Genomic DNA, 25,637 nt, shown 5'->3' with positions numbered 1-25,637 from the left:
AACTCAAAATCGTTGGTTAGAACTGGTTTTAAGTTGGGTCAATCATTTATCAGGAAGCTCAGAGCCAATCATCCGAGAAATTCCGCAAAGGACTGGCTCAAGCCTTTGGCAAATCTACGATCCACACACTCAATCTAAAATCACTTGCACTTCCGAACGCGAAGTCAGAATTTGGATAGAGCAGCACTATTCTTCGAGATAGCTGCCAGCTATCAACACCTCCTAGCTAACAAAAAACTATGAAGGGAAGGCTGAATCCATTCTCCCTTAGAAGACTCTGTTCCATGCATCTAGAATGCTGAGCATTCGCTTATCGCCTAGCTTCTCGACCCGTTTGACTACATCCGAAAATGAGGTGAAGGGCGCTTTGGCACGAGCTTTTTCAATGTTTTTGATGAGTGTGTCAGCCGTTTTACCTCGAATACCAGCGCTCGCCAGCTTCTGCATCAGGGTTGCTGGAGGGGCGGTGTTGAAGGTTTCCAGCGGCTCTACCTTCTGAGGAATCTGCTGCTGGAGTGCCTGGAGGTGTTGTTCTAATCGCTGTATGTCTCGCTGCTGGGTTTGTTTCATGTCTTGAATTGCAGCATCCAGTCGCGATTCTAGATTAGTGACTCGTTGATCCATATAGCTAAGAGGGGCAAGGGTAGGCGTTTGCGTGTCGGGGCTGGGCACTGAAGGCGGAGACGGATGCAGCGCTCTAGATTGTTCAAATTGTTCAACCGCAGCGTCTGACACATCCTCCGGCACCACAAACGCATTCACCATCTCGGCTTCGCGGGGGTTGATTTCTCGGGCCCGCACGGCAGCATAATACTCGCGATCGCCCGCCAGCACCTCATAGCTTTCTGCCCCCGTCTGCTTCAGCAGAATGGGAGACAGCAAACCACCCGCCGCCAAAATGCTCTTAGCCAGCGCTTCGATTTCATTTACAGCAAACTGAGAGCGGGGCACCTTCGAGGTAATACTTTTGACATCCACCAGATAATATTCGCTCATTCCCTAGGCCCCAATTTTTTGCATCACTTCGTAGGAAAGGTTCCTGAACTCCTTCACCGACTCGGAATCTGCATCAAATTCAAAAATAGACTTGGGGTCTGGAATCTCCAGGTTTCCCATCGTCAAGGTGTTGTTCACGCAGTTAGACAAGGCAATCCGCTCATAGATGACGGTATCCAGCAGCGGCAGCCCATACCGCTGCACCACTGCTTCTCGCTGCCGGGGAAAGACATGCTCCAGGTAACGATTATTCGTTAACACCTTAGAAGGCAAAACTCCTAAGACATTGAGTGGCTTCTTGCCGATGCTAGACCGTGTTTCATTTACCTCACTGACGAAGTTCTTGACATTGCTCAAGCCCTGGTTCGCAAAGGGCTTCAAATCAGACGGAATAATCAAATAATCGGCCGCAATTAGCGCAATTTCTGCGTAGAGATCACGGGAGGGCGGCGCATCAATAATCACAATGTCGTAGTCGTCTTCTACTTGCTGGAGCTTCATATTCAGGCGGAGGCGACTAGCGGCAATGCGAGTCAGGCGCTGTTGTTCATCGATTAGCGTAATGTGCGAGGGGATGACATCGATTTCTGGCGTGTTGAACCCATTGGAGCGACGGACAATTTCCGGAATGAAGTTGAAATCCCCGGCACTAATGATGTGAAAAATATTTCGGTCTTTGAGGTTGTCCTCTTCTTCAAACTGAAACTTGATCAGGCCCGTTGCAAAGGTGGAATTGGCTTGGGCATCAATATCCACCAGCAATACCTTCTTGCCCTTATTGGTAAAGGCAGCAGCCAGGTTGACAGCCGTGGTGGTTTTTCCGACTCCACCTTTGTTGTGGTAAATGGCGATCGCTTTCATCAGGGCTACATCCCGCTAAAAAAAATCCCTCGTTTATTCAAGCACAAGTATTCAAGCACAAGAATTACCATCAGGATTCTAAACAAATCATCCAGATCCACAGGAATCTAGTAAAGATTTAAGTCTTGTTCTACGGGGTACTTGCTTGATGCAGACGGATAAACTGTCAGATACCCGCTCGCTGCTTCACCAATCGGGCTGATGTCCGAGGGGGGCTGTTGTAAGGAGTCGCTCATGCTTCTTCCGGATGCGCGATCGCCCTGGTGGAAGTTGAGATATTTGGACGGATGTCCGATTCAACCTTCTCAAAGCTTCTGGATGAGCGTGGCATGAAAAAAGCAATCTATTCCCTGACGATGGTGGCTCCGGCTCTGGCCGTGGGGGCGCTGGGCGAGGCGGCAGAGGCGGCACAGTCGCCTGTCAACCTGCGGGCTGAGGAACTGTATCGCAACCTGCAACTGTCGGTGTGCAGCAACGACTGGAACGGGGCACTCAGGGCGATCGCCCCTCTTATCGCCTCGGCAGGCATCACGCCAGAATCGCGTCAGCAATTGGTCGAATATCGCCACCAGCTTGAAGATTTGCGGGCCGTGCGGGCGGTCTACGCCAACCTGCCCAGTTGCCAGAGCAGCGCCCAGCCCATCTGGTCGGATCAGCCCGCTGAGCGCACCATCGTCTTTGCGCCCGAAGCCCAAGACATTAGCTTTGAACAGCTCTATGCCGCGTTTCAGGGGTCGATTTGCAGCAACGACTGGGCCGAGGCACTGCGAGTGATTGGCCCGATGATTGGCTCTCCCAGCATTTCGCCAGAATATCGCGCCCAGTTGGTGCAATATCGCCGTCAGCTTGAGACATGGCGGGCCTCGCAGGCGGTGTTTTCCGGGATGGAGGGATGTGGTGGGGGTGGGGTGGTTTGGAGTTGAGGGGGGAAGAGGGAAGAGGGAAGAACGAAGAGGGAAGAGGGAAGAACGAAGAACGAAGGGGGAAGAAGGAAGGGGGATGATGCGATGATGGGAATGGGAGGGTGAATTATTGCTGCCTCCGGTTGTTGTTTGCTTGCTTGAGTGTTCATGAATCAGTCTGCGCTGAACCTGATCGCGGTTACGGTCTTTGCGTTTACGATGCTGAGCCTGCTGGGGCCGGTGATCCATGTGTCGCCGCTGGTGACGGCGATCGCCGCTGGAGGGCTGCTGGGTGCGGCGACGCTGGACACGCTGACCTGGCAGGGACGGGGCGGGACGCTTCTGCTGGACTGGGTAGCGGGCTTTTCGCCAGAACACCGGGCGCGGGTGCTGCGGCATGAGGCGGGGCATTTTCTGGTGGCGCACCATCTCGACATTCCCATCACGGGCTATACGCTGAGCGCCTGGGAAGCGCTGCGGCAGGGGCAACCCGGCGCGGGCGGCGTGAGCTTTGATACGACCCAGCTAGACGCAGAACTGTTGCAGGGTAAACTGTCGGCCCAGCAAATCGATCGCTACTGTACCGTCTGGATGGCGGGGATTGCGGCGGAAACGCTGGTCTATGGCAATGCCGAGGGCGGCGGCAACGATCGCCAGACGCTTTACGCATTGTGGAATGCCTTGCGGCGATCGCCCGCCGAAGCGGCCCTCAAGGAGCGCTGGGCCACGCTCCAGGCAAAAAATATGCTGGAAACTCACCGCGCTGCCTACGACCGTCTGGTGGCCGCGATGGAGCGCCGAGACAGCGTAGAAGCCTGTCGCGCCGTTTTAAGCAGCCCTGCCGATGCCTCAGCGCCCCCTGCTGTCTGAACTTAGCGTGTCGCTGGTGGTCAGCGACTGGTCGGGGGGCGGGGCAGTGCGAGCGTTGTTGCTGGCGCAGGTGTTGCAAACCCTGGGCTGTGGCGTGCAGTTGGTCGGCTTCCGGTTTGGCGAGGCGCTGTATACAGAGCCGCCTGCGGGGATGGAGGTGCTGGCGTTTCCGGGGGCAAGCTATCCCGCGATCTTGGGCACGGCGCGGCGGGTTTTGTCCCACCTGACGGGCGATGTCCTTTATGCCGTGAAGCCCAAGCCCACTAGCTTTGGACTGGGGCTGCTGCGACGGCTGCAAGTGCGGCGGCCGCTGCTGCTGGACATGGACGACTGGGAGCTAAGCTGGCACGGTGGCGACGACTGGCGCTATCGACCTGGCCCCCAGCAATTGGCGCGAGATCTGCTGAAACCGGGTGGAGCGTTGCGATCGCCCGATCATCCCTTTTACCTTCGCTGGCTAGAGCGGGCCGTGCCCTGGGCCGACGGACTGACGGTGGACACCACCTTTTTGCAGCGGCGGTTTGGCGGCGTATATCTGCCCAACGGCAAAGATACGTCCTTGTTTGACCCAGCGCGACAGGATGCGGCGGCCAGCCGTCGGCGGCTCGGACTGTCGGACGTTTGGGTGCTGATGTTTCCCGGTGCGCCGCGTCCGCACAAAGGGCTAGAAGACTTGCTCCTGGCGCTAGAAGAATTGAACCACCCTGCGGCGCGGCTGGTAATCGTGGGCGGCAACCCTTATGACGACTATGATGAGCAGCTGCGATCGCGCTGGGGTCGGTGGATTATCTCGCTGCCCAAAACGCCTTTAGCGGAAATGCCCGCCGTGCTAGCGGCCGCCGATGTGGTCGTCGTGCCCCAGCGCGACACGGCGATCGCCCGCGCCCAGTTTCCGCTGAAGCTGACCGACGGCATGGCGATGGGCAAACCCGTCCTCGCGACTCGCGTTGGCGATATTCCCAATATCCTGGGCGACACGGGCTATCTGGCAGACCCCGACTCGCCTGCCCAGCTTGCTGCCCAGCTTCGGCACATCCTGGCCCATCCCGATGAAGCAACGCACAAGGGACAGCGGGCCCGCGATCGCTGCGTAGCCCGGTATAGCCTCGACCCAATGGCGATCGCGCTGCGGGCAGTGCTGGAGCGAGTGACGGGGTGATAAGGCGGTGGGGCTGAAGTCCCTCGCCCTTTGGGAAAGGGAGTCAGGGTGAGGGCTACTGAGTGGGGTGAAAGTCCCTCGCCCTTTGGGAAAGGGAGTCAGGGTGAGGGCTACAAACGCAGGATGCACGCCGTCCCCCCACCCTTGTTTAAACTACGGGCATCGCTACGGGCATCGCACGAAGTTGATACCAATGCCACCTGTTCCGGTTTCAGCGACCCAGCCGAGGTTCGTTGTGCCGCGATAATAGACGCGCTGCCAGATACGTCCATCAGCCGTTGTTTGACGCTGAACGGGATTGGTGCCGTAAATGCGATCGCCACTCAACACGCTAGACAGAATCGTGTCGTAGGGAGCCGAGCGCACCACCAGTTCGGGCTGCGTCACCTGATAGCACTGGCCCACAGGGTCAACGGGGGGACGCGCGTCGCAGTTGGTCAGCAGCGTCGCCGAACGCACCCAGCCCACCGCAGGTTCACGAATCTGGGCGACCCCATCCCCCAGCACGCCCGTCAGCGTAATGCGGGTGTAGGGCTGAAGCTGTCGGACGACGGTGCCTTGGGCAGTGCTGGTGTAAACGGCTAACGTACTCGCGCCGCTGTTGCGACAGGTGTTGACGTAGCTGGGCCGCTCGAAAACCTGGACATCAGCTGCCTGAGCGATTGGGGCTTGAGCCAGCAGACCTGCCGATTCCTTCAGACCAGATTCATCCAAGGAGTCGGTTGATGGGGCGATCGCCTGAGCCGCCAGGGGAGCGAAGACGCTTGCGCCCAGCAGCCCTGCTACCCCTGCAACCAATCCGCCGTAGCTGAGAAGCTTGTCCGTCCGCGTTACTCGTTGCACCATGCCGTTCCACTCCTCGATGTCAAGAGTTCTTTTCGCTGAGGAATTTAGCACATTGGGCAATGCTGGAAACTAGCTGTACACAATGTTTTCAGGTTTCCGTAATGCTTGCACATACGCGCTCCCAATTTGCCCGGGACTAGCCCAACTGGGGGAAGTGGCCGCCTGAGGATTCAGCGGACAATGCGACATTTAAGGTTGCTATCTGTCCATGCGCCATGAACCGTCGATGACCCGCGAAAGGCAGAATGTAGCGTTGCTGGCGCTGTGTCAGGCCCTCGCCATGACTAGCATGACTGTGCTGTTTACCGTGGCAGCGCTGGTGGGCAGGGCGCTGGTAGCCGATGCCTCGCTGGCGACGCTGCCGCTGGCGGTGATGCAGGTGGCGGTGATGCTGGCGACGATTCCCGCATCGATGTTGATGCAGCGGCGGGGCAGGCGCTTTGGGTTTGCAGTGGGCACGCTGATTGGCATCGTCGGGATTGGGCTGGCGGTGGCGGCGGTGCTGATCCAAAGCTTTCCGCTGTTTTGTGCGGGAACTGTTTTGATGGGCGTGTTTAGCGGGTTTTCGGGGTTCTATCGGTTTGCGGCAGCAGAGGCCGCCAGCGAGTCATTTCGGGCGCAGGCGATTTCGCTGGTGGTGGCGGGCGGCGTAATTGCGGCGGTGCTGGGCCCCAACCTTGCCAGCGTGGCAAAGGATGCGATCGCCCAGGCAGAATTTGCCGGATCGCTGCTGTCAATTGTGGGTCTACAAGTCCTAATCCTACTGCTGCTGATCGGCATCAGGCTCCCAGTTATGCAACGTCCGGTCATGCACAAAGAAATTGCAGCAGCAGGGCGATCGCCCTCAAGTCCCGAAGGCCGAAGCCTTTCACAGATTTTGCGACAGCCTGTGTTCATCGTCGCAGCCTTGGGCAGCAGCGTCGGCTATGGGGTGATGGCGCTGCTAATGACGGCCACACCGCTTGCCATGACAGGGATGAATCATTCGTTCCATTCAGCGGCCTCCGTCATTCAGTGGCACGTCCTGGGTATGTTCGCGCCGTCGTTCTTCACTGGATTCCTAATCGCGAGATTTGGCGTTCTCAATATTATCCTTGCAGGAGTCGCGCTGAATCTTGCTAGCGTGGCGATCGCCCTCTCCGGCGTGACGCTCCCCCATTTCCTGATTGCGCTCACGGTGCTGGGGCTGGGCTGGAATTTCATGTTTGTCGGCTCCACCACGCTGCTCACCGAAACCTACACGCCCGCCGAAAAAGCAAAAATGCAAGCCGCCCACGATTTCCTAATGTTTGGTGCGGTGGCAGGCTTTACGTTCCTATCAGGACACCTGCTCAACGGCTTCGGCTGGGACGTGGTGAACTATGCCGCGCTGCCGCTGCTGCTGGTGACGCTGGGTGCGATGCTGTGGCTAAAGCTGAGGAGCAAAGAGGGTGCGGGAAAGCGGGGAATCGTGGGCTGATGGAGCGGCCCTCCAGCATTCCGTCACTTCCCAAACCGTGCTAGGAGCGATCGCAGCCTGGGGCCGCGCTGGTGGGGATAGAGCCAGCGGGCAGGCAGCAGTCGGCGCAGTGCTACGGCCAGCCGCAAGTCCTGATGGGAGCGGACTGGCAGCGTTCCGCCCAATAGTCGCAGCGGTTCCTCAATCAGGGCTTCCTGACTTGAAAACTGCACCAGCGGGGCGATCGCTCGAAACAGGTCATATTCTCCAGCCTCCAGGGTTGTGTCGAGTAAGAAATAAAGGCTGCGCTGGCAGTCGGGAAGCAGGTCGGGATAGCGATCGCCCACCCAGCGAAATAGCGCTGCGTAGGACTGCCTCAGTATCCTGGCGTTTTGCGTCAGGTTTGCCCCATGCTGTCGATAAAACGCCGCCACCATCGGCACGTACACCAACCGCGCCCCGTCCCGCAGCAGCGCTAGCCCAAAGGCTCGATCCTCGCAGGCCTGCAGGGTTTCGTCAAATGAGAACTGAGCCAGCACCGACCGATGCAGCAGCATGGCCTGTTGCAGCAGCGGAAAGGGGATGTCGGCCAGGCGATCGGGGCAAATCAGCAATCGCCGCGCCAGGGCTTCTGGAGGCTGTGAGCCAATTTCACAGCGCTGGCGCAGTCCCGATCGCTCCACCCGCTCATAGTCGGAGTAAATTACCAGCCGATCGGGGTGCTTCCCGTCCACCGCCGCAAGCTGGCGCGATAGCTTATCCGACGCAAGCCAGTCGTCCCCATCCAAAAACTGCACCCACTCGCCACGGGCACACCGCGCCCCCAGGTTGCGAGCCGCCGATACGCCGCCGTTGGGCTGCGACTGGTAATGAACTCGCGTATCTTGCTGCATCAGCCCTTGGGCGATCGCCTCTGTGCTATCGGTCGAGCCATCGTTGATAATCCAGCACTCGATATTGTCATAATCCTGCCGCAGCACGCTGTTCACGGCATCTTCCAGAAACCGCGCCTGGTTAAAGGCAGTGACGACGACCGAAACCAGCGGAGGCATGAGAAAAGAAAAATAAGATAACTTACCGAGTTGAACCGTTGACCCTGGAATGGTTGTCTAGATAAGTTTGGCAAGTTTAAGTTTGATAAGTTTGGTAAGTTTGGGTTTGCCCCGTTTGAGATTGCCCCGTTTGAGATTGCCCCGTTTGAGTGTGCGCCGTTTGATTCGTTTGCGACACGCTCGCGTCTGGCTTGGCGGCTGATAAGCCCTCTGACGGGAAGTTTGCCCGCAGCACCCAGTCCTCGATCGCCATTCGCAGCCAGCCAGGACAGCGGCGATCGCCACACAGCGTCAACAGCCGCTCTTCCAAACTCCCGTCCTGCACCGATAGCCGCGCTGGAATCTGCCGATTCTTAATCACCCATCGCCAGATCGACCTAATGCTGGGGTCATCCGCCGCCAGCCCCCATTTCCGCACCGCATGGGCAAAGTTTCGCGCCGTGTAGCCCTCACTCCATTTGAATCGGTAAAACGGCAAGTCCGTTGCGTCAAACTGGGGCAGTAGCTCCGGGTTCAAAAAAATCACGCGGGCAGACGGTTCCAGAATATGCCTGCCGCCCAGCGCTGCCACCTGAAAGGATACATCCGTGTGGCTGGCGAGGCTGTCGAACTGTTCATCCAGCCGCACCCGTTGCAGCACATCCCAGCGCACCATCAGGCAGTGAAACTCGGCTGAATCCACCTCCTGTCGCCGCAGTTGAGGTTCTGCCTGAGCGAGCGGCACGCCCGCCATCAGTTGCTTTTGCTCGAACCAGCGCTTGCCCCAGCGACGGGGATGAAACCGGGTGGCAATACCCGCGACGTGAATCTCTAGCCTGTCGGAATGGGGATCGCCTTGCAAAATGAGCGGCGCAGTGATGGCAGCGTGTTCTGCCTCGGCCGCCAAAACGAGCGATCGCAACCATCCTGGCTGCACCACCACGTCGTTATCCAGAAACACGACGTATCCTGGACGCTCCACCCACGGCAGCGCTAGGTTTCGCGCCTCGTTCGACCGCAAGTATCGCTCCCGAAGAATCAGCGTCATCCAGGGATAGGTAGCGGCCTGGCGTTCCAGGTAGTGGCGCACCGGGGTAGGCGAGTTGCCGTCTACATAAATCAGCCGAAACGGGTAATCGCCATAGCTGGCTAGCAGGCTGTCCAACGATACCTGGCTGGGGCTAAATCGCTCACGCTGCGTCACGATGAGGGTGACTGGTGGCATGGGGACGGATGATGCGTGGGGCACAGCGCCAAAACCCTCGGAATGACGGAAACGATAAACCTACACCCAGAGCTTAGCAGAAGCAACCCATTGGCCTGTTGCCGATCCGCCATAGGGCGGTCTGGAACAGGGGATATCTTGCGTTGGGCGATCGCCCAATCCAGCCTGTAACTCAATCCTCAATCCAGTCCCCAATCCAGCCCGAAACTCAGTCCCCAATCCAATTCCTGTCCAGTTCCTATCCACTTTAGTTTGGACTAACTGGCATCACAATAATGCTCAACAGGATGCCATAAAGAATCTGCTCAACCGTTCATAACAGTTGAACTTAAGGAATTGGATACAATCCTGCTCGCAGTTAAGCTGCTGTTGCAACCGGACTGTTCAGGGATTGTTCGGATGTCTTGCGTTTCGAGGCTCGTTTTTTGACCATCGGATAGCAGGGACGAGGAGTTGGCTTGTGCCCCTTGCCTCGTCCTGGCGATTTACCACGAGGTTTAGGCGCAGGAGCAGGGGTGCCAATCGCTGCCAAAATGCCTGCAAACGCTTGTGCGACCCGACCCGGAGTCAACGTTTCTTGCGGTGCCTGCCAGGGCAAGGGGTGGTCAGTACAGTCCTTTCGCGCTAACCACAACTGCCAACTGAGCAACGGCATCAGGCTGCTCCACTGTTCGGTTGCCGATACAGAACTGAACTGGGGATGTGTCCAATATAGCCTCTGCTTGGCAAAGCGATACCAGTGTTCAATGGCAAAGCGACGGAGGTAGTGCAACCACAGGGTTTCTAACGGAGGCATCTGCTCACCCAGCCAAACTAACCACAAAGGAGCCAAGCGTCGCGTGCTGCTCTGTGTCTCCAGCACCTCCACGCGCAACACTTCCATTGCCCGTTTGGGGGATTTGCGGAAATGGTATGCACTCCAACGACTGACCCGCACTCGTCCCCAGTTGGGATCATCGACTTCAACGGTTTCGACCGGGACACTCCAAGTGTCAGGGTCATTGAGTTTCATCTTATGTCCATGCTTGGCAGGTGCGCCTCGCCCTCGATACGCTGGGGGCGCGCCATAGACACATCGATTGGATGTAACCCGCAGCAGCAAGTCTGCCTCAATCCCTGCCGTTTGGTTGACAAAACTGGCATTGCCGTACCCTCGGTCGTAGATCGCCAACGGACGCACCGCTAACTGCCGAGTCACTTGTTTGAGTTGGAATGCCGCTTTACTGGCGGGTGTTTCAAAGCTGGTGATGCGCTCATGCCGCAATGGTAATGCCCAACTGCCCCTGTCTTCAGCAATCCAGGCTAAGGTACTGTAGTTTTGTCCGGCTATCGGGGCATGTCCTGTTCTGCCTGATAAGGTGCGGTCTTTCAAACGCCTGGCAGCAGGACGGTTCCACCGACTCGCATCACCTGCCAACAACGGTTGCTGCTGAGTCGGTATCTGCTGCACCAACAGCTTCAGCACCTTTGATCGGGGTAGGCGGCTATCGCGCAACGCTTCATAGGTGCTCGACCACTGGCGACGAAAGACAGGACTCTGCGATAGCCTCACAAACGACACGATGCACGCACTCACTAACACGGCATCCATCAGATCAAACAGGGCATCTCTGGCGTTTCCCAAGCTGGCATACAACGTTTGGCGAAATTGCTGAAGTTCGTTGAAAATCATGGGGTCAATGTTGGTTGTACTTCATTGACCTTACGGCAGTCGGTGCTTCTCATTGACTGCCTTCCTCTTCACCATTAGTCCAAACTAAAGTATCCAGAGCTGACTTTTCTGACTTTAGCGTCTAATCGACCAGCATCACGCGGCCGGCTTGCAACTCGTCAAACACGCGGCTAATGTGATATCGCTCCGCTTGGGTTAACCGCTGATCGGACAGGATCGTGGCGGCAAGCTGGAGATGCTCTTTGCGGGTCATTTGCCCCGAAGACAAAATTCGATCGACCAGCGCTTGCGTAGAGACGCTGGCGCGACCAGGAAGCGCCCAAACCATGTAGTGAACCTCTGCTGCTGAATTCTGACCAGATCCGTGTGACAGGAACGGTTTTCCTAGCCTTAGTAAACCCAAGATCCCGCCCCTATGGATCGATCTTCTGGCGAAAACAGGGGATCGGGGGCAAAGCTTCTGTAATGGCGGGTGTCAGGACTGTGAAGATTCTGCGTAGCAGCGGGGTTGGGCGCAGCGCTTGGGGTTCAGGAGAGGCCGTCGATTTCTGCCAGGATGCGAATGGCTTCGGCGCAGAGGGCTTCGTGGCAGCAACCGTTGGAGGCCATCAGTCCGCCCCACTGGTTGACATCGCCCGTGTTATATCGCAAGGGTTCGCCGCTGAAGTGGGTGAATTTGCCGCCTGCCTCGGTGAGGATGAGTTCCGGGGCGGCCATGTCCCAATCCTTGGGGGCAGACTTGCCGGAGAGCGAGATGTAGAGGTCGGCTCGGCGATCGACCAGCGCGGCGATTTTGCCGCCGACGCTGCCAACGGAGAGCTGGTTTTGGCAGGGCAGCTTTTGCAGCAGGGCATTCAGCCGTCCGTCGCGGTGGGTGCGGCTGACCACCACGACCAGATCGGCAGGGCGATCGCACGCCGACACCTGCAACCGCTCCACCTTTCCATCGGGCGTTTCCACAAATGCCCCACCGCCAAGGGTGGCGAAATACTGCCGCTCTAGCTCTGGGCAGGTGACCACCGATAGCACCGGGCGACCGCGATAGGCCAGCGCCAGGTGAAAGGCATATTCCCCCGTTTTGTCAATGAAATCTCGCGTGCCGTCGAGCGGATCGAGAATCCACACCCAGTCTTGAGGGAACGGCGCGGCGGAAGCTTGGGATTTGTAGGTTTCTTCGCTGAGATAGCCGAACTGCTCATCGCCCAGCAAATCGTGCAGTCTGCCGAGTACGAAGCTGTTCACTGCCAGATCGGCTGCAGTCACCGGGCCGTCTTTTTCATTCTGGATATCGAGATTGCGGGCCGTGCCATCCTGAAACGGTTCCCCCCGATAATACGCCCGCAGAATTTTCGCTGCACCCCAGCCCAACGCACGGGCGATCGCCAATAGGTCTTCTAGGGGATGGCCATCTATCAATTCCGCAGGGTTTGCTTGGATCACAACGTTTCCTTTCACGTTTTTTGGGCACAGGCGAGCATCTTTGCCCCTACTGCAAGCCGCTGTAGTATCAGTCACCACAGTATCAGTCACCACAGTATCGGTCACTATAGTATCAGTCACTATCGCCCTAGCATAGAACGGCTGGTCAATTATAGGGCACGGGTTCGACCAATTCTGAACTAAAGCTTAAGCAGGCGTTATCAGACATAAAGCAAGATTATATACAAAACCTCTTTTCATGAATTGAGTTTATATCTAGTCTGGGGAGAAGACGCGATGGTGACTGGTGTTTTTCGCGTCTTCCCTCACTCGCGCTGCCTTCTTTTTACCAACTACCAAAGGTGAATGGCATGAAGAAACTGCCCGATCAAGTGACAGATGGAGGATGGTCGGTTCAAGTGTACAGTGGCGATCGCCGCCTGCTGTGTTCGCTAGACCCGTCTCATATTTGGATGCTGATGCTGGGAATCTTTTTGGGGCTGGTAATGGGCATCTCTTGGGTGCGGGTGTCGCCGCCCGCAGAATCGGAATGGAGTGAATCCAGCGCACCGCCTATCTTAAATGTAGATTAGTCTCAGGCAGTCTTTTTGCGATCAGTCCTTTGCCATCAGTCCGGTTTGGGGAAGCGGGGGTTCTCCTCGTGCGGCGGTGCTTTCATCCAGCGGCGCGGACCAAAGGATTGGCAGGCGCGGGCAGCGACTTGGGCTGCTTGGGCGATCGCCGCCTCGAATCCCAGTTGCAAAATAAAGTGGCAGAATGCGCCGTGAAAGATGTCGCCCGCGCCCAGCGTGTCTACTGGGGAAATGGTGGGAACCGCCACTCGCTCCGCGTGTTCGCCCTTGAGATATTCTACGGGCTGAGAACCGTGTGTCCGTGCGACTTGGGCAACGCCGAGCGATCGCAGGTAGGGCAGCACATCCGCCGAGTCGCACCCTGGCGGCAAAAAGTTGGCCGAGCAGATGGCATAGTCCGTGTGGCGCAAGACTGCCTCAAAGCCCGGTTTCCAACTGCCGCCATCGACTACCACGGGAATGCCCAAGGCTCTTGACTGCTGGGCGATCGCCTCGCTAATTGCCATCTGGTGTCCGTCGATCAGCACCACGTCAAACCTGCGCTCTTTCAGGGCTTGCATCAGGTCGGCTGGAAGGCGATCGCCCGCCACCTGTGCCCCCACGGCATTCCGCGATACCACCGCGCGATCGCCCGTCGCCGCTGTCACCAAAATGGACGACACCGCTGGCGAGGCCTGCCGCTCTGGGTCAAGGTCGCGGTGCTGCACACCCCAAGTTGCCAAGTCTGCCCGAATTGACCCCGCTATTGGGTGCTGTCCCAAACTGCTCAGCAGCAGCGCGTCTCCGCCCAAGTGGGCAAAGGTTACGGCTGCGTTGGTTGCGGGGCCTCCAGCGGCGATCGCCACATCCTGGGCCACGACTTTCTGATTGCTGGCGGGCACGGCCTCGACCTGGTAAATCAGATCGAGCGTCGTTAGACCCACAAATACCCCCCGCCCTCTTGAAGACTCTCCCATGTTCATCGCTCTGTTTTGGATTTTGGTAGGACCTACGCAGTTGGATGATTTCTCGCGGGCGCAGCCCGCGAGAAATCGTCCAGAACCCAGCAAACTTATCGCAAGTACGTAAATCTTGTTTGGATTTTGGATTTTCGATTGCCGTTTGGAAACGCGCATTGGGAACGCACAGGGTTCCGGTCAGATTCAGTGCCCTCTCGTCCTGCGAAACCCTTCCCACTCGTCCCCTTGTGGTTTATAGTGCTTTACCGGAGCCAGTGTTCAGTCTATCGGGATGTTGCGACTATCCCGCCATTGGCTGATGTATTCTGGGGTAATCCGTTGGCAAATGTTGGGCAAGTAATAGAGTGAGATCTATGAAAAAGTGGTATCGAAGCGTCCTCAGTTTGGTGTTGGTGGCGATCGCCGTCTTGTCCATTGGCTGTAGCAGCGCCCCTGTTGCCAAAGGGCCACTTTATTCACCTGAACAACTGGCGCAAATTGAAAAATACGTGAGCGATGTGGACGCACTGCGGGTGCGGATGCAGGAAATTCCCCCGCTGGTGCAAAAGAAGCAGTGGGTGGACGTGCAGACCTTCATTCACGGGCCGCTGGGTGAACTGCGGACGAAGATGACCCGTCTGGCCCGGCTGCTGGAACCCAAGAAAGCTCAGCCCGCCGCGCTGGATGCCGCCAAGGCCGTGTTTGGGCACCTAATCGCCATCGACGAAGCGACCCAGACGGGCGATTCTCAAAAGGCGCTGCTGAACTATAACGAGGCGCTGCGCGATTTTCAGGTGTTTCTGGATCTGATGCCAACGACGCAGGACGGTTAGGATAATCCAGCTAACCCCCCAGAGGCAGGTAGGATTGTGCCAACCGACGGAAGCCGCGTGGTGATCGTGGGCTGCGGAGTGGTGGGGGCGGCGATCGCCTACGAGCTAAGCCAGGTGAATGGTCTGGCGATTACCGTAGTCGATCGTCAGCCTCCGGCCCGCGCCTCGACAGGGGCCGCGCTGGGCGTGCTGATGGGCGCGATCAGCCAGAAAACTAGGGGCCGCGCCTGGAACCTGCGACAAACCAGCCTCCGCCGTTATCAGCAGTGGCTCCCTGAGCTAGAGGAATTGACCGGGCAGCGAGTGTCCGTGAATCGGCAGGGCATTTTGCTCCTGTCCTATGAAGCAGATTTATCGAAATGGGACGCGCTGATCCGCCTCCGCCGGGAGCAGGGCTGGACGCTGGAGCATTGGGCCCCGGCTCAGGTGGGCGATCGCTGTCCTCAGGTTTCTCTGAATGCAGTCACAGCGGGCATCTACTCGCCACAGGACTGCCAGATTGATCCGACGGCCTTGACCCGTGCGCTGGTGGCAGGGGCCGCACAGCGCGGCGTGCAGTTTGATTTTTCGAGTCCGGTTGCATCGCTAGAATTTGCCGATGCGACGGGGCAGCGCTGCGTGGGTGTGCGAACCGTGCAGGGCGATCGCCTCTTGGCCGATTGGGTGGTGATCGCCTCCGGGCTGGGAACTACACCGCTACTCGACGCGCTGCCCCTCCCCCAGATCGACATCCGCCCCGTTTTGGGACAGGCAATGCGGGTGAAACTGGGGGAACCAATGGGCGATCGCACGTTTCAGCCTGTGATTACAGGCAACGATATTCACGTCGTGCCGCTGGGCCAGGGAGAATACTGGATTGGCGCAACGGTCGAGTTTCCAGAATTTGCAGAAGGGGAGTCTGCGTCGAGTTTTAGTCAGGCAAATGGTTTAGGGGCGATCGCCGCCAGCCCCGCCGCGCTAAAAACGGTCTGGGAGGGGGCGATCGCCCTCTGTCCTGCCCTCGCCCAAGCCGAGGTGCAACACACTTGGTCGGGTCTGCGCCCTCGCCCCGCCAACCGCCCCGCGCCTGTGCTGGAGCGTCTGAGCGCCTGCCCAAACGTCATTCTGTCCACAGGGCACTACCGCAACGGCGTGCTGCTGGCTCCCGCCACTGCTGTGTGGGTGCGGGGAGAGATTGAAGATACGAAGGGGAAGATACAGGGTTAGGCTTCGGCTAAAGGCTAAATGCCCGTGTTTCCAGTTCCGCTGAAGTTAGACAAGTCGCCAGCCAGGTTGTTTGGCGTATTCAGCGGCGAATTATTAAAGATCGAATTATTCACCGCCAAAACACCACCTGATGCGATGAAAATCCCGCCGCCGCCCATACCAATATTGCTCGCCTGATTGCCGACAAAATTGGCAAAGTTGATATTGGACGTTCCAGCATTGTACAAGCCACCGCCTGACGAGTTCTGGGCAACATTACCAGAAAACAGAATTCGCTGACCTGCAGTTCCTGTCACATTCAGGGTGCCGCCAGAATCGTTGGAAACCCCGCCACCGATGCTAGCCGCTGCGTTGTTCACGATTTGGCTACTGCCCTGGATGTTAACCGTACCGCTCTGGTTGCTGATGCCGCCGCCCGCGCCGCTCGTCCCACTGCCGGCAGTATTATTCCTTATGATTGTGTTTAGCAGCGTCGTTGTACCGCCTTGGTTGAAGATGCCACCGCCGAGCTGCGCCTGGCTATTCTGCACGACCAGGTTTTCCAGGTTCAGCGTACCGCCCAAGTTGGCGATGCCGCCCCCATTTCCCGTGGCCACGTTTCCACCGGAGATTGTTAGCCCTTCAATCGTTGCTGTGATAGCTGGCTGGAGAGTAAAGATTCTGAAGTTTGTTGCTGCGGCTGAATCCCGCGAAATGGTGAGCGTCCCAGCCCCAGGCCCGTCAATCGTCATATTGCGCGACAAGTCAGGCAGCGCTGAGGCAAGCTGAATCGTGCCGCTTACCGATGACGCAAAGGTAATCGTTGGGTTGGCAATCGAGTTGGCATTATTGGCGGCAATAATCGCCTGGCGCAGCGACCCCGCTCCAGAGTCGTTTGTGTTGGTGACGATGCCGTCATCGTTGAGGATCGTGCTGATCTGCGGGGCTGTCGTGCCGATGGTATAGCCAGACCCGCTAGCGAGCGTCAGGCTAATGGTCTCGTCTGGTTCAATCGTGCCTAGATCCGCAACAGGCTTAATCCGCAAAACAGCCGTGGTCGCCCCAGGTGCAAACGTAATCGTGCCCGCTGTGGGGTTAAAGCTGGCTGCGCCTTCGACCGTGTAGTCATTGCCGCCTGCACCAAACGTCGCCGTACCGCCTACCGCAAAGTTTACCGTCAGCGCACGAGTCGTTGCGCCTACTCGCGTGAAGGTGTAGACAATTTCCTGTCCGCTGTCTTCCAAAACATTGTCGGGCGAAACCGTTAGCGTCACGATTGCGTCGTCGTCTTCGATGATGCCGGAAACTGGTGTCGTGCTGACGGGCGTGTAGCCTGTCCCCGGTTGCAGGGTCAGCGTCACCAGTTCATTCGGCTCTAGGCTGGAGTCTGCAACGGGCTTCACAAGGATCGTCTTGGTCGATTCGCCAGCGGCAAACTGCACCGTTCCCCCCAGCGCCGTGTAGGTAAAGGTTGTGCCTACGGGCGCAGACACCGTGTAGTCGGTGCTGAAGGTTGCTGTGCCACCCACGCCAAAGTTGACCGTAATTGGGCGATCGAGGAACGCTGTACGGGTGAAGGTAAAGACCAGATCTTCGCCGCTATCTTCTAGCACGCTGCTGGGCGATACGGAAAGCTGGATGCTAGAGTCATCATTTTGAATCGTGCCTATGGCAGTGCTGGGTGAACCGACTACATACCCCGTGCCAGTTGCCACCCCAATCACAACAGTTTCACTGGGTTCCACCACGTTGTCGCTGGTGGGCGTGACGGTGATCGTCTTTGTAGTTTCTCCGACCGCAAAGTTAATGGTGCCCTTTCCACCCGTGACCGTTGCGCTTGTGATGGTGTAATCCGAACTTGGCCCGCCTAAGGTTGCCGTGCCGCCGACTGTAAAGTTTACGGTGATTGCGTTGCCTGTGAATCCGTTTCGGGTAAAGGTGTAGACCATCCCCGTGCCGCTATCTTCGAGAACAGCACTAGGCGAAACCGCAACACTTACGGAGCTATCGTCATTTACGATGGTTCCAATCACTGGAGTCATCGTGGCTCGAACGTAGCCGACACCATTGTTAAGCGTCAAAGCCACGGTTTCGTCAGGCTCAACCACTGTGTCTGCGTTGGGGCGGATACGCAGCGTTTTGGTGCTTTCCCCTGCCGCAAAGGTAATCGTGCCCGCCGATGCGCCATAGGTAAATGTTGTTCCTAGCGGTGCGTTTACGGTGTAGTCGCTGGTTGCGCCAAAGCCTGCGGTGCCGCCCACTCCAAAACTCACCGTGATGCTGCGGTTTAGAAATCCTGTCCGAGTGAAGGTGTAAACCAGCTCACTGCCGCTGTCTTCTAGAACGCTAGCAGGAGACACAGATAGTGCGATCTGGCTTTCATCGTCGATGATAGTGCCTGTGGCGCTGCTGGCAGAAGCGAGACTGTAGCCAGCACCAGGGGCCAGCGCTACGATGACCGTTTCGTTTGGCTCGATCAGGTTATCTGCAATGGGGGTGACTTGGATCGTGGCAGTGCTGGCGTTGGGGGCAAAGATAATCGTGCCCGTGCTGCCTGTAATGCTGGCTCCCGTCACGTTATAGTCGGTGCCGCGCGTGGCGGTGCCGCCTAGGGTGAAGTTGACAGTCAGGGCATTGCGGATGAAGGTGGTGCGGGTGAAGGTGTAGACCAGAGTGCCGCCGCTGTCCTCGACCACGTTAGCAGGCGAGACGGCAACGCTGACAGGCACGATGGGAATGGGCACGCTGACATTGAAACTGCCAAGCGTCGCCGCAGGGGCTGCGTTGCCGCTGGTGTCGAAGATTTGCCCGGCTTGCAGCGAAACCTGGTAGGTGCCGTTGTCGTTGGCATCCCAAGTGCCGCCGGGGGCTGTGATTTGATAGGTCACGGTGCGGGAGGTGCCGTTGCCGACGGGAGTAAAGCCGACCAACTGCGCCCCCTGCACAAAGCCATTGGGGCCCGTGATGAGCAGGTTGCCATTGCGGAAGCTGAGGCTATTGAGCTGAACCGCATCGGCATATTGAATAGTGAAGGTCTGGGTGGTTCCTCCCGCAACAGTGATATTGGGATTGGCGATGACTAGGTTGGCAGCGCTGGGCGGCGTGGTGTCGCGGGGGGGCAGCGGGAAGGCGGCTACGTTGGTGCGGGTGAGGCGGCTGACGTTCACATTGCGGACGATCGCCAGAAATTCACCCGTCTGACGGTTGCGAATGATGACGTTGTTGCGGTTGTTGCCTGTGCCCTGGACGATGCTGAGGTTATTGAAGCGCAGGTCGCCTGCTAGACCAATGCGGTCTTGATTGGGGTTGAAATCGGTGATGACGTTGGCGTTTCTTCGTTGGCTACCGCCTGTGCCATTGGCCAGGACGAACACATCGCGGCCGGGGCCACCGGTCATGACATCTCGCCCGCCAGTGCCCGCGACCAGTGTATCGGCTCCTTGTCCACCATTTAGTCGGTTGAGGCCGCTGTCAGCATAGATCAGGTCGTCGCCGTCGCCGCCGTTGAGAGTGTCATTGCCGATGCCGCCGGAGAGGGTGTCGTTGCCAGCGCCGCCATCTATCAGATCGTTGCCTGCATTGCCCTGGAGCAGGTCGTTACCATTGCCACCGTTAATTTGGTCGTTGCCAGCAGCGCCAAGGAGGTAATCATCTCCATCCTCGCCAAAAATGAGATCAGCATCGGGAGTGCCAAGCAAAAAGTCCGGGCCGGGGGTTCCAATCAGAGTAGCCATTAACTGTTTTCCTAACGAACTTGAACAGCGGGAGGAAGTACGGAGGGGGGACAGGGATTCTGCGTTGCCAGATTGGGAATTTCGGAGTTTTTTCGGAGTTCTATTTCATGCTTCTGAGAGCATTTCTGAGAACTCCTGGGAAGGTCGAGAAAGGGAGGCGGGACATGACCTTGCTAGAAGGTTGAACCCAATATCTCCTGATATCTAACGTCTGAAACAAAAGTGATAAAGCAAGGTTGCCCAATCTGGAGCGATGAAATTAACATGTCAATTGATTAATTTGACTAACCTAGTATCCTTTTTGACATAAAACTGAATCCGTAGGCGATCGCCCTATAATTTGCCCTCAGAGAAAGCGTTAAGGCAGCTTTGAAACTGGAGTTTGGCGTGTGGGTAAGCCATCTGAAAAACCGTGCTGTATCCGCACAAGCCACGCTGAAACATGCTTTTCAGAGCGCTACAAAAATTGCTCTGAAAAACGGCTTAATGATAGCAACCCCTGTTTCAGTCAGGACAATTTTTTTAGCCTGAAGCTGGGATTGGAGCTTAGTGCGTCTCTGTCTCAAATCGGGGCAGGGCTTACGCACTTGCGCTCAGTTTTCTGAATTTTGGACGATTTCTCGCGAGCGCAGCCCGCGAGAAATCGTCCAACTGTGAAGTCCTATGGGGATTCAAGCTCAAAGGTGGGCTGGGGTGTGGTTTTGCCTTTGAGAAACAAATCACCGATGGGCGTGCAGGGATAGTGGGGGGCGATCGCCCGATACACCGATTCCGTCAGCAAAATTTGTCCACTGCTGGCAAGGGTCATCAGGCGGGCGGCCGTGTTCACGGGGTCCCCCAGGATATTAAACTCGCGGCGGGCACGGGGCGAGCCGATTTCGGCGGCAAACACTGGGCCCTGGTCGAGGCCGATGCGACAGGCGATGTCCACAGGCTGACCCGCAGACCGTGGTGGTGCAAGCTGGTGGACAATTTGGCGAACCTCCAGAGCCATGTCTGCTGCCCGCAGCGCATCTTCGGGGTGGCTGCCCAGCGCTCCGAAGTAGACCAGCATGTCGGAACCGAGGGAATGATAGGTCACCTTTTGCAAAATGCCGCCGCGCGATCGCACGCTGGCGTGGATCAGCGCAAACGCTTGCGAATAGCGGCGCACCAGCAGATCCACTTCATCAGGCGAGGCCAGGTCTACGGCTTCCGGCAGCCCCATCAGGTTGACAAAGACCACCGTTGGGGTTGGGAAGGCCGGCGGAATCTGACGCTGAGCAGCGCATTCCACCAGCAGGTTCAGAATCGGCGCGGGCAAGTAGCTGGCCAGTGGCTCTACCAGACCTACCGACTTTTGAATTTCCTCACTCAGGCCGGGGATGCTGCGATCCATCAGCATCGATGAAGCCATGCGGCGACGGGGCAGCGTGATGTCATATTCTCCTAGTTCCTCCGGGCTAAGCTGGTCAATCACCAGGCTGTGCTGGGCATCGAGCGGCTGGAGCGGAAATTCTTGACCGAGGCGATCGCCCACTTCCCGACTCACGCACACCCGCCCCACAGCACTAGCTGACTCTGCCCGCTTCGCCTGCTGCACTGTCTTTCCCAGCAGCACCCGCCCCATTCGCTCTGGCGTGCCAATATCCGCCGTCAGAAACCGTCCAGAATGAATGCCCACCCGCATCTCCAGCGAAAACTGACCCTGGGGCATGTCCAGCGCGGTGAATTGGGTCATCGCCCGCTGCATTCGCAGGCCCGCCCGCACCGCCTGCGCCGCATCGCTGCCATCTCGCCCTGGCAAAAACTGCACCAGCATGGCATCGCCCGTAAACTCCAGCAGGTCGCCCCCCGACTTGCTGATAATTTCAATCATGCTGGAGAAATATTGGTTAATCAGCGTCAACAGCGCCGCCGCGCCCTCCGACCCCGCATCCGCATTTGCCTCTAGCAGGGGCGTAAAGCCCGCCAGATCGGTAAACAGCAGCGTCCCCTCCTGCCAGCCATGGCGCAGTTCTCCTGGCAGGGGCGGCGCTTCGGACACCTGGCGGGGCATGTAGTCATGCAACACCTGCTGCATTGTGCGTAGGTGCTGAAACACCTGCATCAGCGTGTCGGCAGTGGGATCGACCCACAGCGCGGCATAGAGGCTGGCGGGCAGAAGCGGGCGCATTCGCTGCTCTAGGTCAACCAGCGGCTTTGGGAGTGAGTCGGGCGAAGAAGGAGACAGCATCAGCGACTAACGAAATGGGCCCAACTTAGACGCGCACCCCTTGAGAGGACGCAACAATGAGAGGCGCAAAACTTGAGGGATGCAAAAATTTTCTAGCCCTGAGAAAAACATAGGCGAAATTGGCGAGAAATTGGTGGCAAATTTGCAGCGCGTGGCTTGGACGATTGCGCGATTTTGGAGTACAGTTAAAGACTGTGAGTAAGTCAGCAGTCATCCCTCATGCTGATTTGCCTGTTCCCCCCACGCGGATGTGGCGGAATTGGTATACGCGCACGTTTGAGGGGCGTGTGGCTTTGCCTTGCGAGTTCGAGTCTCGCCATCCGCATTGAGTCTAGTGTATTGCTCCATTCATCCTTCTACGCTAGGTCGAGGGCAGCCTCAGGCTAGTTTGAGGGGGTGACTGTGAGTGGGTGTCATGGCGAGAAATGTTCGCGGGCGATCGCCCAATACACGACCGCACAGTTGTAGTAAAAAGCGTCTTTTTCATAGGTCATGCCGAGTTTTTGCATGACACGCTGTGAGGCGTGGTTTTCGGGCCGGGCGATCGCCACGATTCGCTCCAGCCCTAAGGTATCAAACCCAAACTGGAGGCTGGCCCGCGCCGCTTCGGTAGCCAGCCCACGTCCCCAAAAGGGGCAACCCAGCACATACCCCACTTCGATTTCTGGCGTGCTGTCCAGATAAATCAGCCCGGCCCGCCCAACAAAAGCCCCTGTCTCGTTTTCCACCAGCTTCCACATGCCAAAGCCGTGCGCCTGCCAATGATCAATCATGCGATGCAGCCCGATTTGAGTTTCTGCTCGCGTACGGACACCTTTTCCCACGTAGCGCATCACGTCTGGATTGGCTGATAGCGCTGCCAGCGCGTCGAGGTCGTCTGGCTGAAACTGTTGCAGATAAAGTCGCTGCGTTTCTAGTTCAGGTGTGGAGTGGAGCATTGGGGTTGTCGATTAGGTGGATATGCGACCCTAAAGCGGTTATTGAGCAACAGCAGTCTGAATCAGCGCTTGCAGGCACGCCGCCGCCGTGGTGAACACCTGAGACCCCGATGCCGAATGCCACCAGCCCGTCGTCGTGTGGGGCGATCGCCACAGATCCAGATGCGCCACGGCGGGTTCTGCATAAAAGCGGCTTCCCCTAGCGCTCACCGCTGGCCCATCTAGCAAGGCCGAACTCCAGTCGGTAAAGCGATCGTGGCTGAGTCGATGGATGGGGAAAGGGCCGCTCAGGGGCATACCCCAGCCGTCTAGCGCAATCAGCCCCAGCACGGTTCCGCCGAGCGCTTGCCAGAGGGGGGCGATCGCCGCCAACCCTACCACACCTGCACTAAAGCCGAGAAACAAGACCGGCGGGGCGGCCCAGGGTGCGCCCAGCCGATGCTGCAACACCTTCAGCCCGTACAGCGGCGAATAAACGGGCTGGCGATCGCCCGGTATGACGCAAATTTGCATCGTGTCCAGCCGATCCAGCGCTACTGCCGCTAGAAAAGATTCTGTAAGCCGGGGCGAATGCATCCCCGGACACACCACCAGTACCGTCGCCAAGTCTCTGCCCTCTGTCTTTTCAGGACTTACGCACTTGCAATAACTTGCAATCAGTTGGATTTTGGAGGATTTCTTGTGGACTGCGCCCGCGAGAAATCCGGCCACTGCATCAGTCCTCTGTTCGTGTCCCAGCTTGAGGGCGATCGCCCCTGATCCCCATCATAGGGCGGGCATTGCGACCCCAGAGTTCGGTTCTAGAGCTAGGCTCTCTGGAGGTTTATCGATATCGTCTTATATAGGAGCATGAGGTGATTCATGAGGTGATTAGTGATAAGGCGCGATCGCTGTGCATTGGCCCAGATGGTGCCAGGCAAGTGTGCCAGGTAAGTGTGCCAGAGAGATGTACCAGAGAGATGTGCCAGGGCTGAATGCCTGTGGGTATACTGCCTCTGTAGAACCTCTCTAGGGGCAATGGCAGCCGCGTTTTACCTCACTGCTCTGCACTCATCGATATTGGAACCGTTTGTTTCCAGGACGCGCAGCCGTGCATAAGTGGTATCTACCCACCCTCAGTGAAGTCGTTGCCCAGGCAGAAAGCCCGGTGCGGCAGCCTGGCCCTGTGGCCCGGCAGCAGCTTAAGGCTGAGCGCGAATGGTGGGGGGCGATCGCCGCGCTGAACCATCTACTTTTGGAAACGCTCCCCCTTGACCCCAAACCTCGATCTTCCAAAGCAAAAGCCCAGGCTTTGGTGCTATCGGGGCCGCTGCCCGTGCTAGAAGCACCCGATGTGGTCGCACGAGTTGCCACCTGGAATTTCACGGTAAATGCGCTAGAAACCGCGTCGTGGCTTCCGTTCCGGCTGTTGCCCTCGGCCCAGCACAACGCCCCGCACGGCTCTACGGCGGCCACGGTGCCCCTCATGCCCAATGATCCGCTGGCGGCGGAGCAGTTTTGCCTGGTGCTAACGCCCACCTTTGGGCTGGTGATGGTGCTAGGGGAAGATCTGGAAGGCACGCCTGCGTTTATGCTGTCCTTTGACCCGGTGGTGGTGCGGGCGGCGTGGCAGGCGCTGCGGGCACGGCTGCTGTTCGCAGGGGCGGGGATCTTGGGACAGATCGAGCCACTGGTTATCCAGTTCATGCCGCTCGATCCCAATCGTCCCGACGATCGCCCCACCGCATTGCCCGACTATCGACTGGTTTCCCGGTTCAATCGGCTGATGCTCGACTTTTTGCCAGAGCCGCTGGAGTGGGAAGCCCATCCCAACTCGCTGCCGACTGTGGGCGATCGCTCCAGTGTCCCAGAAGAAGCGGCCGAGGTCGTTGAGGTGTCGCCCTTGCACTGGCTCCATGATGGCGAGGCGATCGCCCTGGGCTTGCAGCAGTCAAGCTCGACCAATGGAAACAATGCTAGCCGCAAGGGCCAGGCAGAGGCAGATAATCTGCTGAGCGCCAAGAGCGAACACCTGGATATGGAACTCTTGCAGGCGATCGCCCACGAAGTCCGCACGCCGCTGACCACCATCCGCACCCTGACGCGGCTCCTGCTCAAGCGCAAAGACCTCAGCCCCGACGTGCTAAAGCGCCTGCAAGTCATCGACCAAGAATGCACCGAACAAATCGATCGGTTTAACCTGATTTTCCGCGCCGCAGAACTAGAAACGGCTCCGGTCAAGCATCCGCTGATGCCCCTGGCCCCGGTGTCCCTGGCGCAGGTGTTCGAGCAAAACGTGTCCCGGTGGAAGCAGCTTGCCAGCCAGCGCAGTTTGACGCTCCAGGTCGAACTGCCCCAAAAGCTGCCGAACGTCGTCACCGACCCCAACCTGTTTGATCAGGTTTTGACCGGGCTGATCGACCGACTCACGCAGACCCTTGCGCCAGGGAGCGAAATTCGCCTCCAGGTGGAGCTAGCCGGACACCAGCTCAAGCTCCAATTTGAGGCAGAACAACCAGCCGCCGACCCAGCCGGAGCTAATCTGGGCTTTGTGCCACCGCTAAAATCGCTGGGGCAACTGCTGATGTTCCAGCCCGAAACGGGTAGCCTCAGCCTTAGCCTAGCGGTAACCAAAAATCTGTTCCAGGCGCTAGGCGGTAAGCTAATCGTGAAACAACGACCCCAGCGAGGCGAAGTGCTGACGGTGTTTCTGCCGCTGGAGTCGAGGTAGCCAAAAGCCTGGAATAGCTAAAAGCTCAATAAATCCGTGGCTTCATAATCCAAAATCGGCAATCTAAAATCG

The 25,637-nt window shown here is 57.8% G+C and carries 21 protein-coding genes and 1 tRNA gene; 9 read left to right on the top strand and 13 right to left on the bottom strand.

What is annotated here, in order from left to right:
* Nucleotides 1-267: 267 nt before the first annotated feature.
* Nucleotides 268-996, bottom strand: coding sequence for a ParB N-terminal domain-containing protein (locus HPC62_RS20625; RefSeq protein ID WP_172358311.1), 729 nt, complete (start codon nt 994-996; stop codon nt 268-270).
* Between the two features lie 3 nt (nt 997-999).
* The gene (locus HPC62_RS20620; protein WP_172358310.1) at nt 1,000-1,857 is read right to left on the bottom strand and encodes a ParA family protein; all 858 of its coding nucleotides are present in this window, start codon (nt 1,855-1,857) and stop codon (nt 1,000-1,002) included.
* A gap of 329 nt (nt 1,858-2,186) precedes the next feature.
* Between HPC62_RS20620 and HPC62_RS20615 the strand changes: the two genes are divergently transcribed.
* The 3 genes from HPC62_RS20615 (at nt 2,187) to HPC62_RS20605 (ending at nt 4,788) form a co-directional block, all read left to right on the top strand.
* Complete coding sequence (locus tag HPC62_RS20615) at nt 2,187-2,780, top strand: hypothetical protein (RefSeq protein WP_172358309.1); 594 nt, start codon at nt 2,187-2,189, stop codon at nt 2,778-2,780.
* A 147-nt stretch (nt 2,781-2,927) separates the two neighbouring features.
* Nucleotides 2,928-3,629, top strand: coding sequence for an ATP-dependent Zn protease (locus tag HPC62_RS20610; protein ID WP_172358308.1), 702 nt, complete (start codon nt 2,928-2,930; stop codon nt 3,627-3,629).
* Nucleotides 3,604-4,788, top strand: coding sequence for a glycosyltransferase family 4 protein (locus HPC62_RS20605; RefSeq protein ID WP_172358307.1), 1,185 nt, complete (start codon nt 3,604-3,606; stop codon nt 4,786-4,788). Before HPC62_RS20610 ends, HPC62_RS20605 begins: the two co-directional genes overlap by 26 nt.
* Nucleotides 4,789-4,953: 165 nt before the next feature.
* Here HPC62_RS20605 and HPC62_RS20600 read toward each other — a convergent pair whose 3' ends face one another.
* A complete protein-coding gene (locus tag HPC62_RS20600) occupies nt 4,954-5,634 on the bottom strand; it encodes a hypothetical protein (protein WP_172358306.1) in 681 nt (226 codons plus the stop codon).
* Between the two features lie 208 nt (nt 5,635-5,842).
* On the opposite strand from HPC62_RS20600, the gene HPC62_RS20595 reads away from it, so the two are divergent.
* Nucleotides 5,843-7,093, top strand: coding sequence for an MFS transporter (locus tag HPC62_RS20595; RefSeq protein ID WP_225910579.1), 1,251 nt, complete (start codon nt 5,843-5,845; stop codon nt 7,091-7,093).
* Nucleotides 7,094-7,116: 23 nt separating this feature from the next.
* Here the strand turns inward: HPC62_RS20595 and HPC62_RS20590 are convergent, their stop codons facing one another.
* From HPC62_RS20590 to HPC62_RS20570, 5 genes are all read right to left on the bottom strand, one after another.
* The gene (locus HPC62_RS20590; protein WP_172358305.1) at nt 7,117-8,124 is read right to left on the bottom strand and encodes a glycosyltransferase; all 1,008 of its coding nucleotides are present in this window, start codon (nt 8,122-8,124) and stop codon (nt 7,117-7,119) included.
* 76 nt (nt 8,125-8,200) lie between these two features.
* Nucleotides 8,201-9,328, bottom strand: a complete 1,128-nt coding sequence (locus HPC62_RS20585) for a glycosyltransferase family 2 protein (RefSeq protein ID WP_172358304.1) — start codon at nt 9,326-9,328, stop codon at nt 8,201-8,203.
* Nucleotides 9,329-9,686: 358 nt separating this feature from the next.
* On the bottom strand, nt 9,687-11,000 hold the full coding sequence (locus HPC62_RS20580) for an NF041680 family putative transposase (RefSeq protein WP_172353244.1): 1,314 nt from the start codon (nt 10,998-11,000) through the stop codon (nt 9,687-9,689).
* Between the two features lie 121 nt (nt 11,001-11,121).
* Nucleotides 11,122-11,328, bottom strand: coding sequence for a hypothetical protein (locus tag HPC62_RS20575; protein ID WP_172358303.1), 207 nt, complete (start codon nt 11,326-11,328; stop codon nt 11,122-11,124).
* Nucleotides 11,329-11,528: 200 nt separating this feature from the next.
* Nucleotides 11,529-12,455 (bottom strand): 3'(2'),5'-bisphosphate nucleotidase CysQ family protein, encoded by a 927-nt coding sequence (locus HPC62_RS20570; protein ID WP_225906814.1) that lies wholly within the window; start codon nt 12,453-12,455, stop codon nt 11,529-11,531.
* 335 nt (nt 12,456-12,790) lie between these two features.
* Here HPC62_RS20570 and HPC62_RS20565 point away from each other — a divergent pair, with 335 nt between their 5' ends.
* Nucleotides 12,791-13,012 carry a hypothetical protein gene (locus tag HPC62_RS20565; protein ID WP_172358302.1) on the top strand — a complete coding sequence of 74 codons (222 nt, stop codon included), beginning with the start codon at nt 12,791-12,793 and terminating at the stop codon, nt 13,010-13,012.
* Nucleotides 13,013-13,047: 35 nt separating this feature from the next.
* Here HPC62_RS20565 and HPC62_RS20560 read toward each other — a convergent pair whose 3' ends face one another.
* Complete coding sequence (locus tag HPC62_RS20560; RefSeq protein WP_172358301.1) at nt 13,048-13,968, bottom strand: PfkB family carbohydrate kinase; 921 nt, start codon at nt 13,966-13,968, stop codon at nt 13,048-13,050.
* 356 nt (nt 13,969-14,324) lie between these two features.
* On the opposite strand from HPC62_RS20560, the gene psbQ reads away from it, so the two are divergent.
* A complete protein-coding gene (psbQ, locus tag HPC62_RS20555; RefSeq protein ID WP_172358300.1) occupies nt 14,325-14,783 on the top strand; it encodes a photosystem II protein PsbQ in 459 nt (152 codons plus the stop codon).
* Between the two features lie 36 nt (nt 14,784-14,819).
* On the top strand, nt 14,820-15,989 hold the full coding sequence (locus HPC62_RS20550) for an NAD(P)/FAD-dependent oxidoreductase (RefSeq protein ID WP_172358299.1): 1,170 nt from the start codon (nt 14,820-14,822) through the stop codon (nt 15,987-15,989).
* 14 nt (nt 15,990-16,003) lie between these two features.
* Here the strand turns inward: HPC62_RS20550 and HPC62_RS20545 are convergent, their stop codons facing one another.
* A complete protein-coding gene (locus tag HPC62_RS20545; protein ID WP_172358298.1) occupies nt 16,004-19,702 on the bottom strand; it encodes a Calx-beta domain-containing protein in 3,699 nt (1,232 codons plus the stop codon).
* A gap of 661 nt (nt 19,703-20,363) precedes the next feature.
* Complete coding sequence (locus tag HPC62_RS20540) at nt 20,364-21,917, bottom strand: adenylate/guanylate cyclase domain-containing protein (protein ID WP_172358297.1); 1,554 nt, start codon at nt 21,915-21,917, stop codon at nt 20,364-20,366.
* A gap of 244 nt (nt 21,918-22,161) precedes the next feature.
* Here HPC62_RS20540 and HPC62_RS20535 point away from each other — a divergent pair.
* A tRNA-Leu gene (locus HPC62_RS20535) sits at nt 22,162-22,242 on the top strand.
* 88 nt (nt 22,243-22,330) lie between these two features.
* Here the strand turns inward: HPC62_RS20535 and HPC62_RS20530 are convergent.
* Together HPC62_RS20530 and HPC62_RS20525 are read right to left on the bottom strand one after the other, a co-directional pair.
* Entirely contained in the window at nt 22,331-22,855 is a 525-nt protein-coding gene (locus HPC62_RS20530; RefSeq protein WP_172358296.1) for a GNAT family N-acetyltransferase, read from the bottom strand.
* 39 nt (nt 22,856-22,894) lie between these two features.
* Nucleotides 22,895-23,461 carry a hypothetical protein gene (locus HPC62_RS20525; RefSeq protein WP_205371079.1) on the bottom strand — a complete coding sequence of 189 codons (567 nt, stop codon included), beginning with the start codon at nt 23,459-23,461 and terminating at the stop codon, nt 22,895-22,897.
* A gap of 484 nt (nt 23,462-23,945) precedes the next feature.
* Between HPC62_RS20525 and HPC62_RS20520 the strand changes: the two genes are divergently transcribed.
* Complete coding sequence (locus tag HPC62_RS20520; RefSeq protein WP_216655300.1) at nt 23,946-25,565, top strand: sensor histidine kinase; 1,620 nt, start codon at nt 23,946-23,948, stop codon at nt 25,563-25,565.
* Nucleotides 25,566-25,637 lie beyond the last annotated feature (72 nt).

It is taken from the genome of Thermoleptolyngbya sichuanensis A183 (assembly GCF_013177315.1).
Lineage (GTDB): Bacteria > Cyanobacteriota > Cyanobacteriia > Elainellales > Elainellaceae > Thermoleptolyngbya > Thermoleptolyngbya sichuanensis.
The sequence above is the reverse complement of the archived record's forward strand: the minus strand, read 5'-3'. Positions and strand labels throughout refer to the sequence as shown.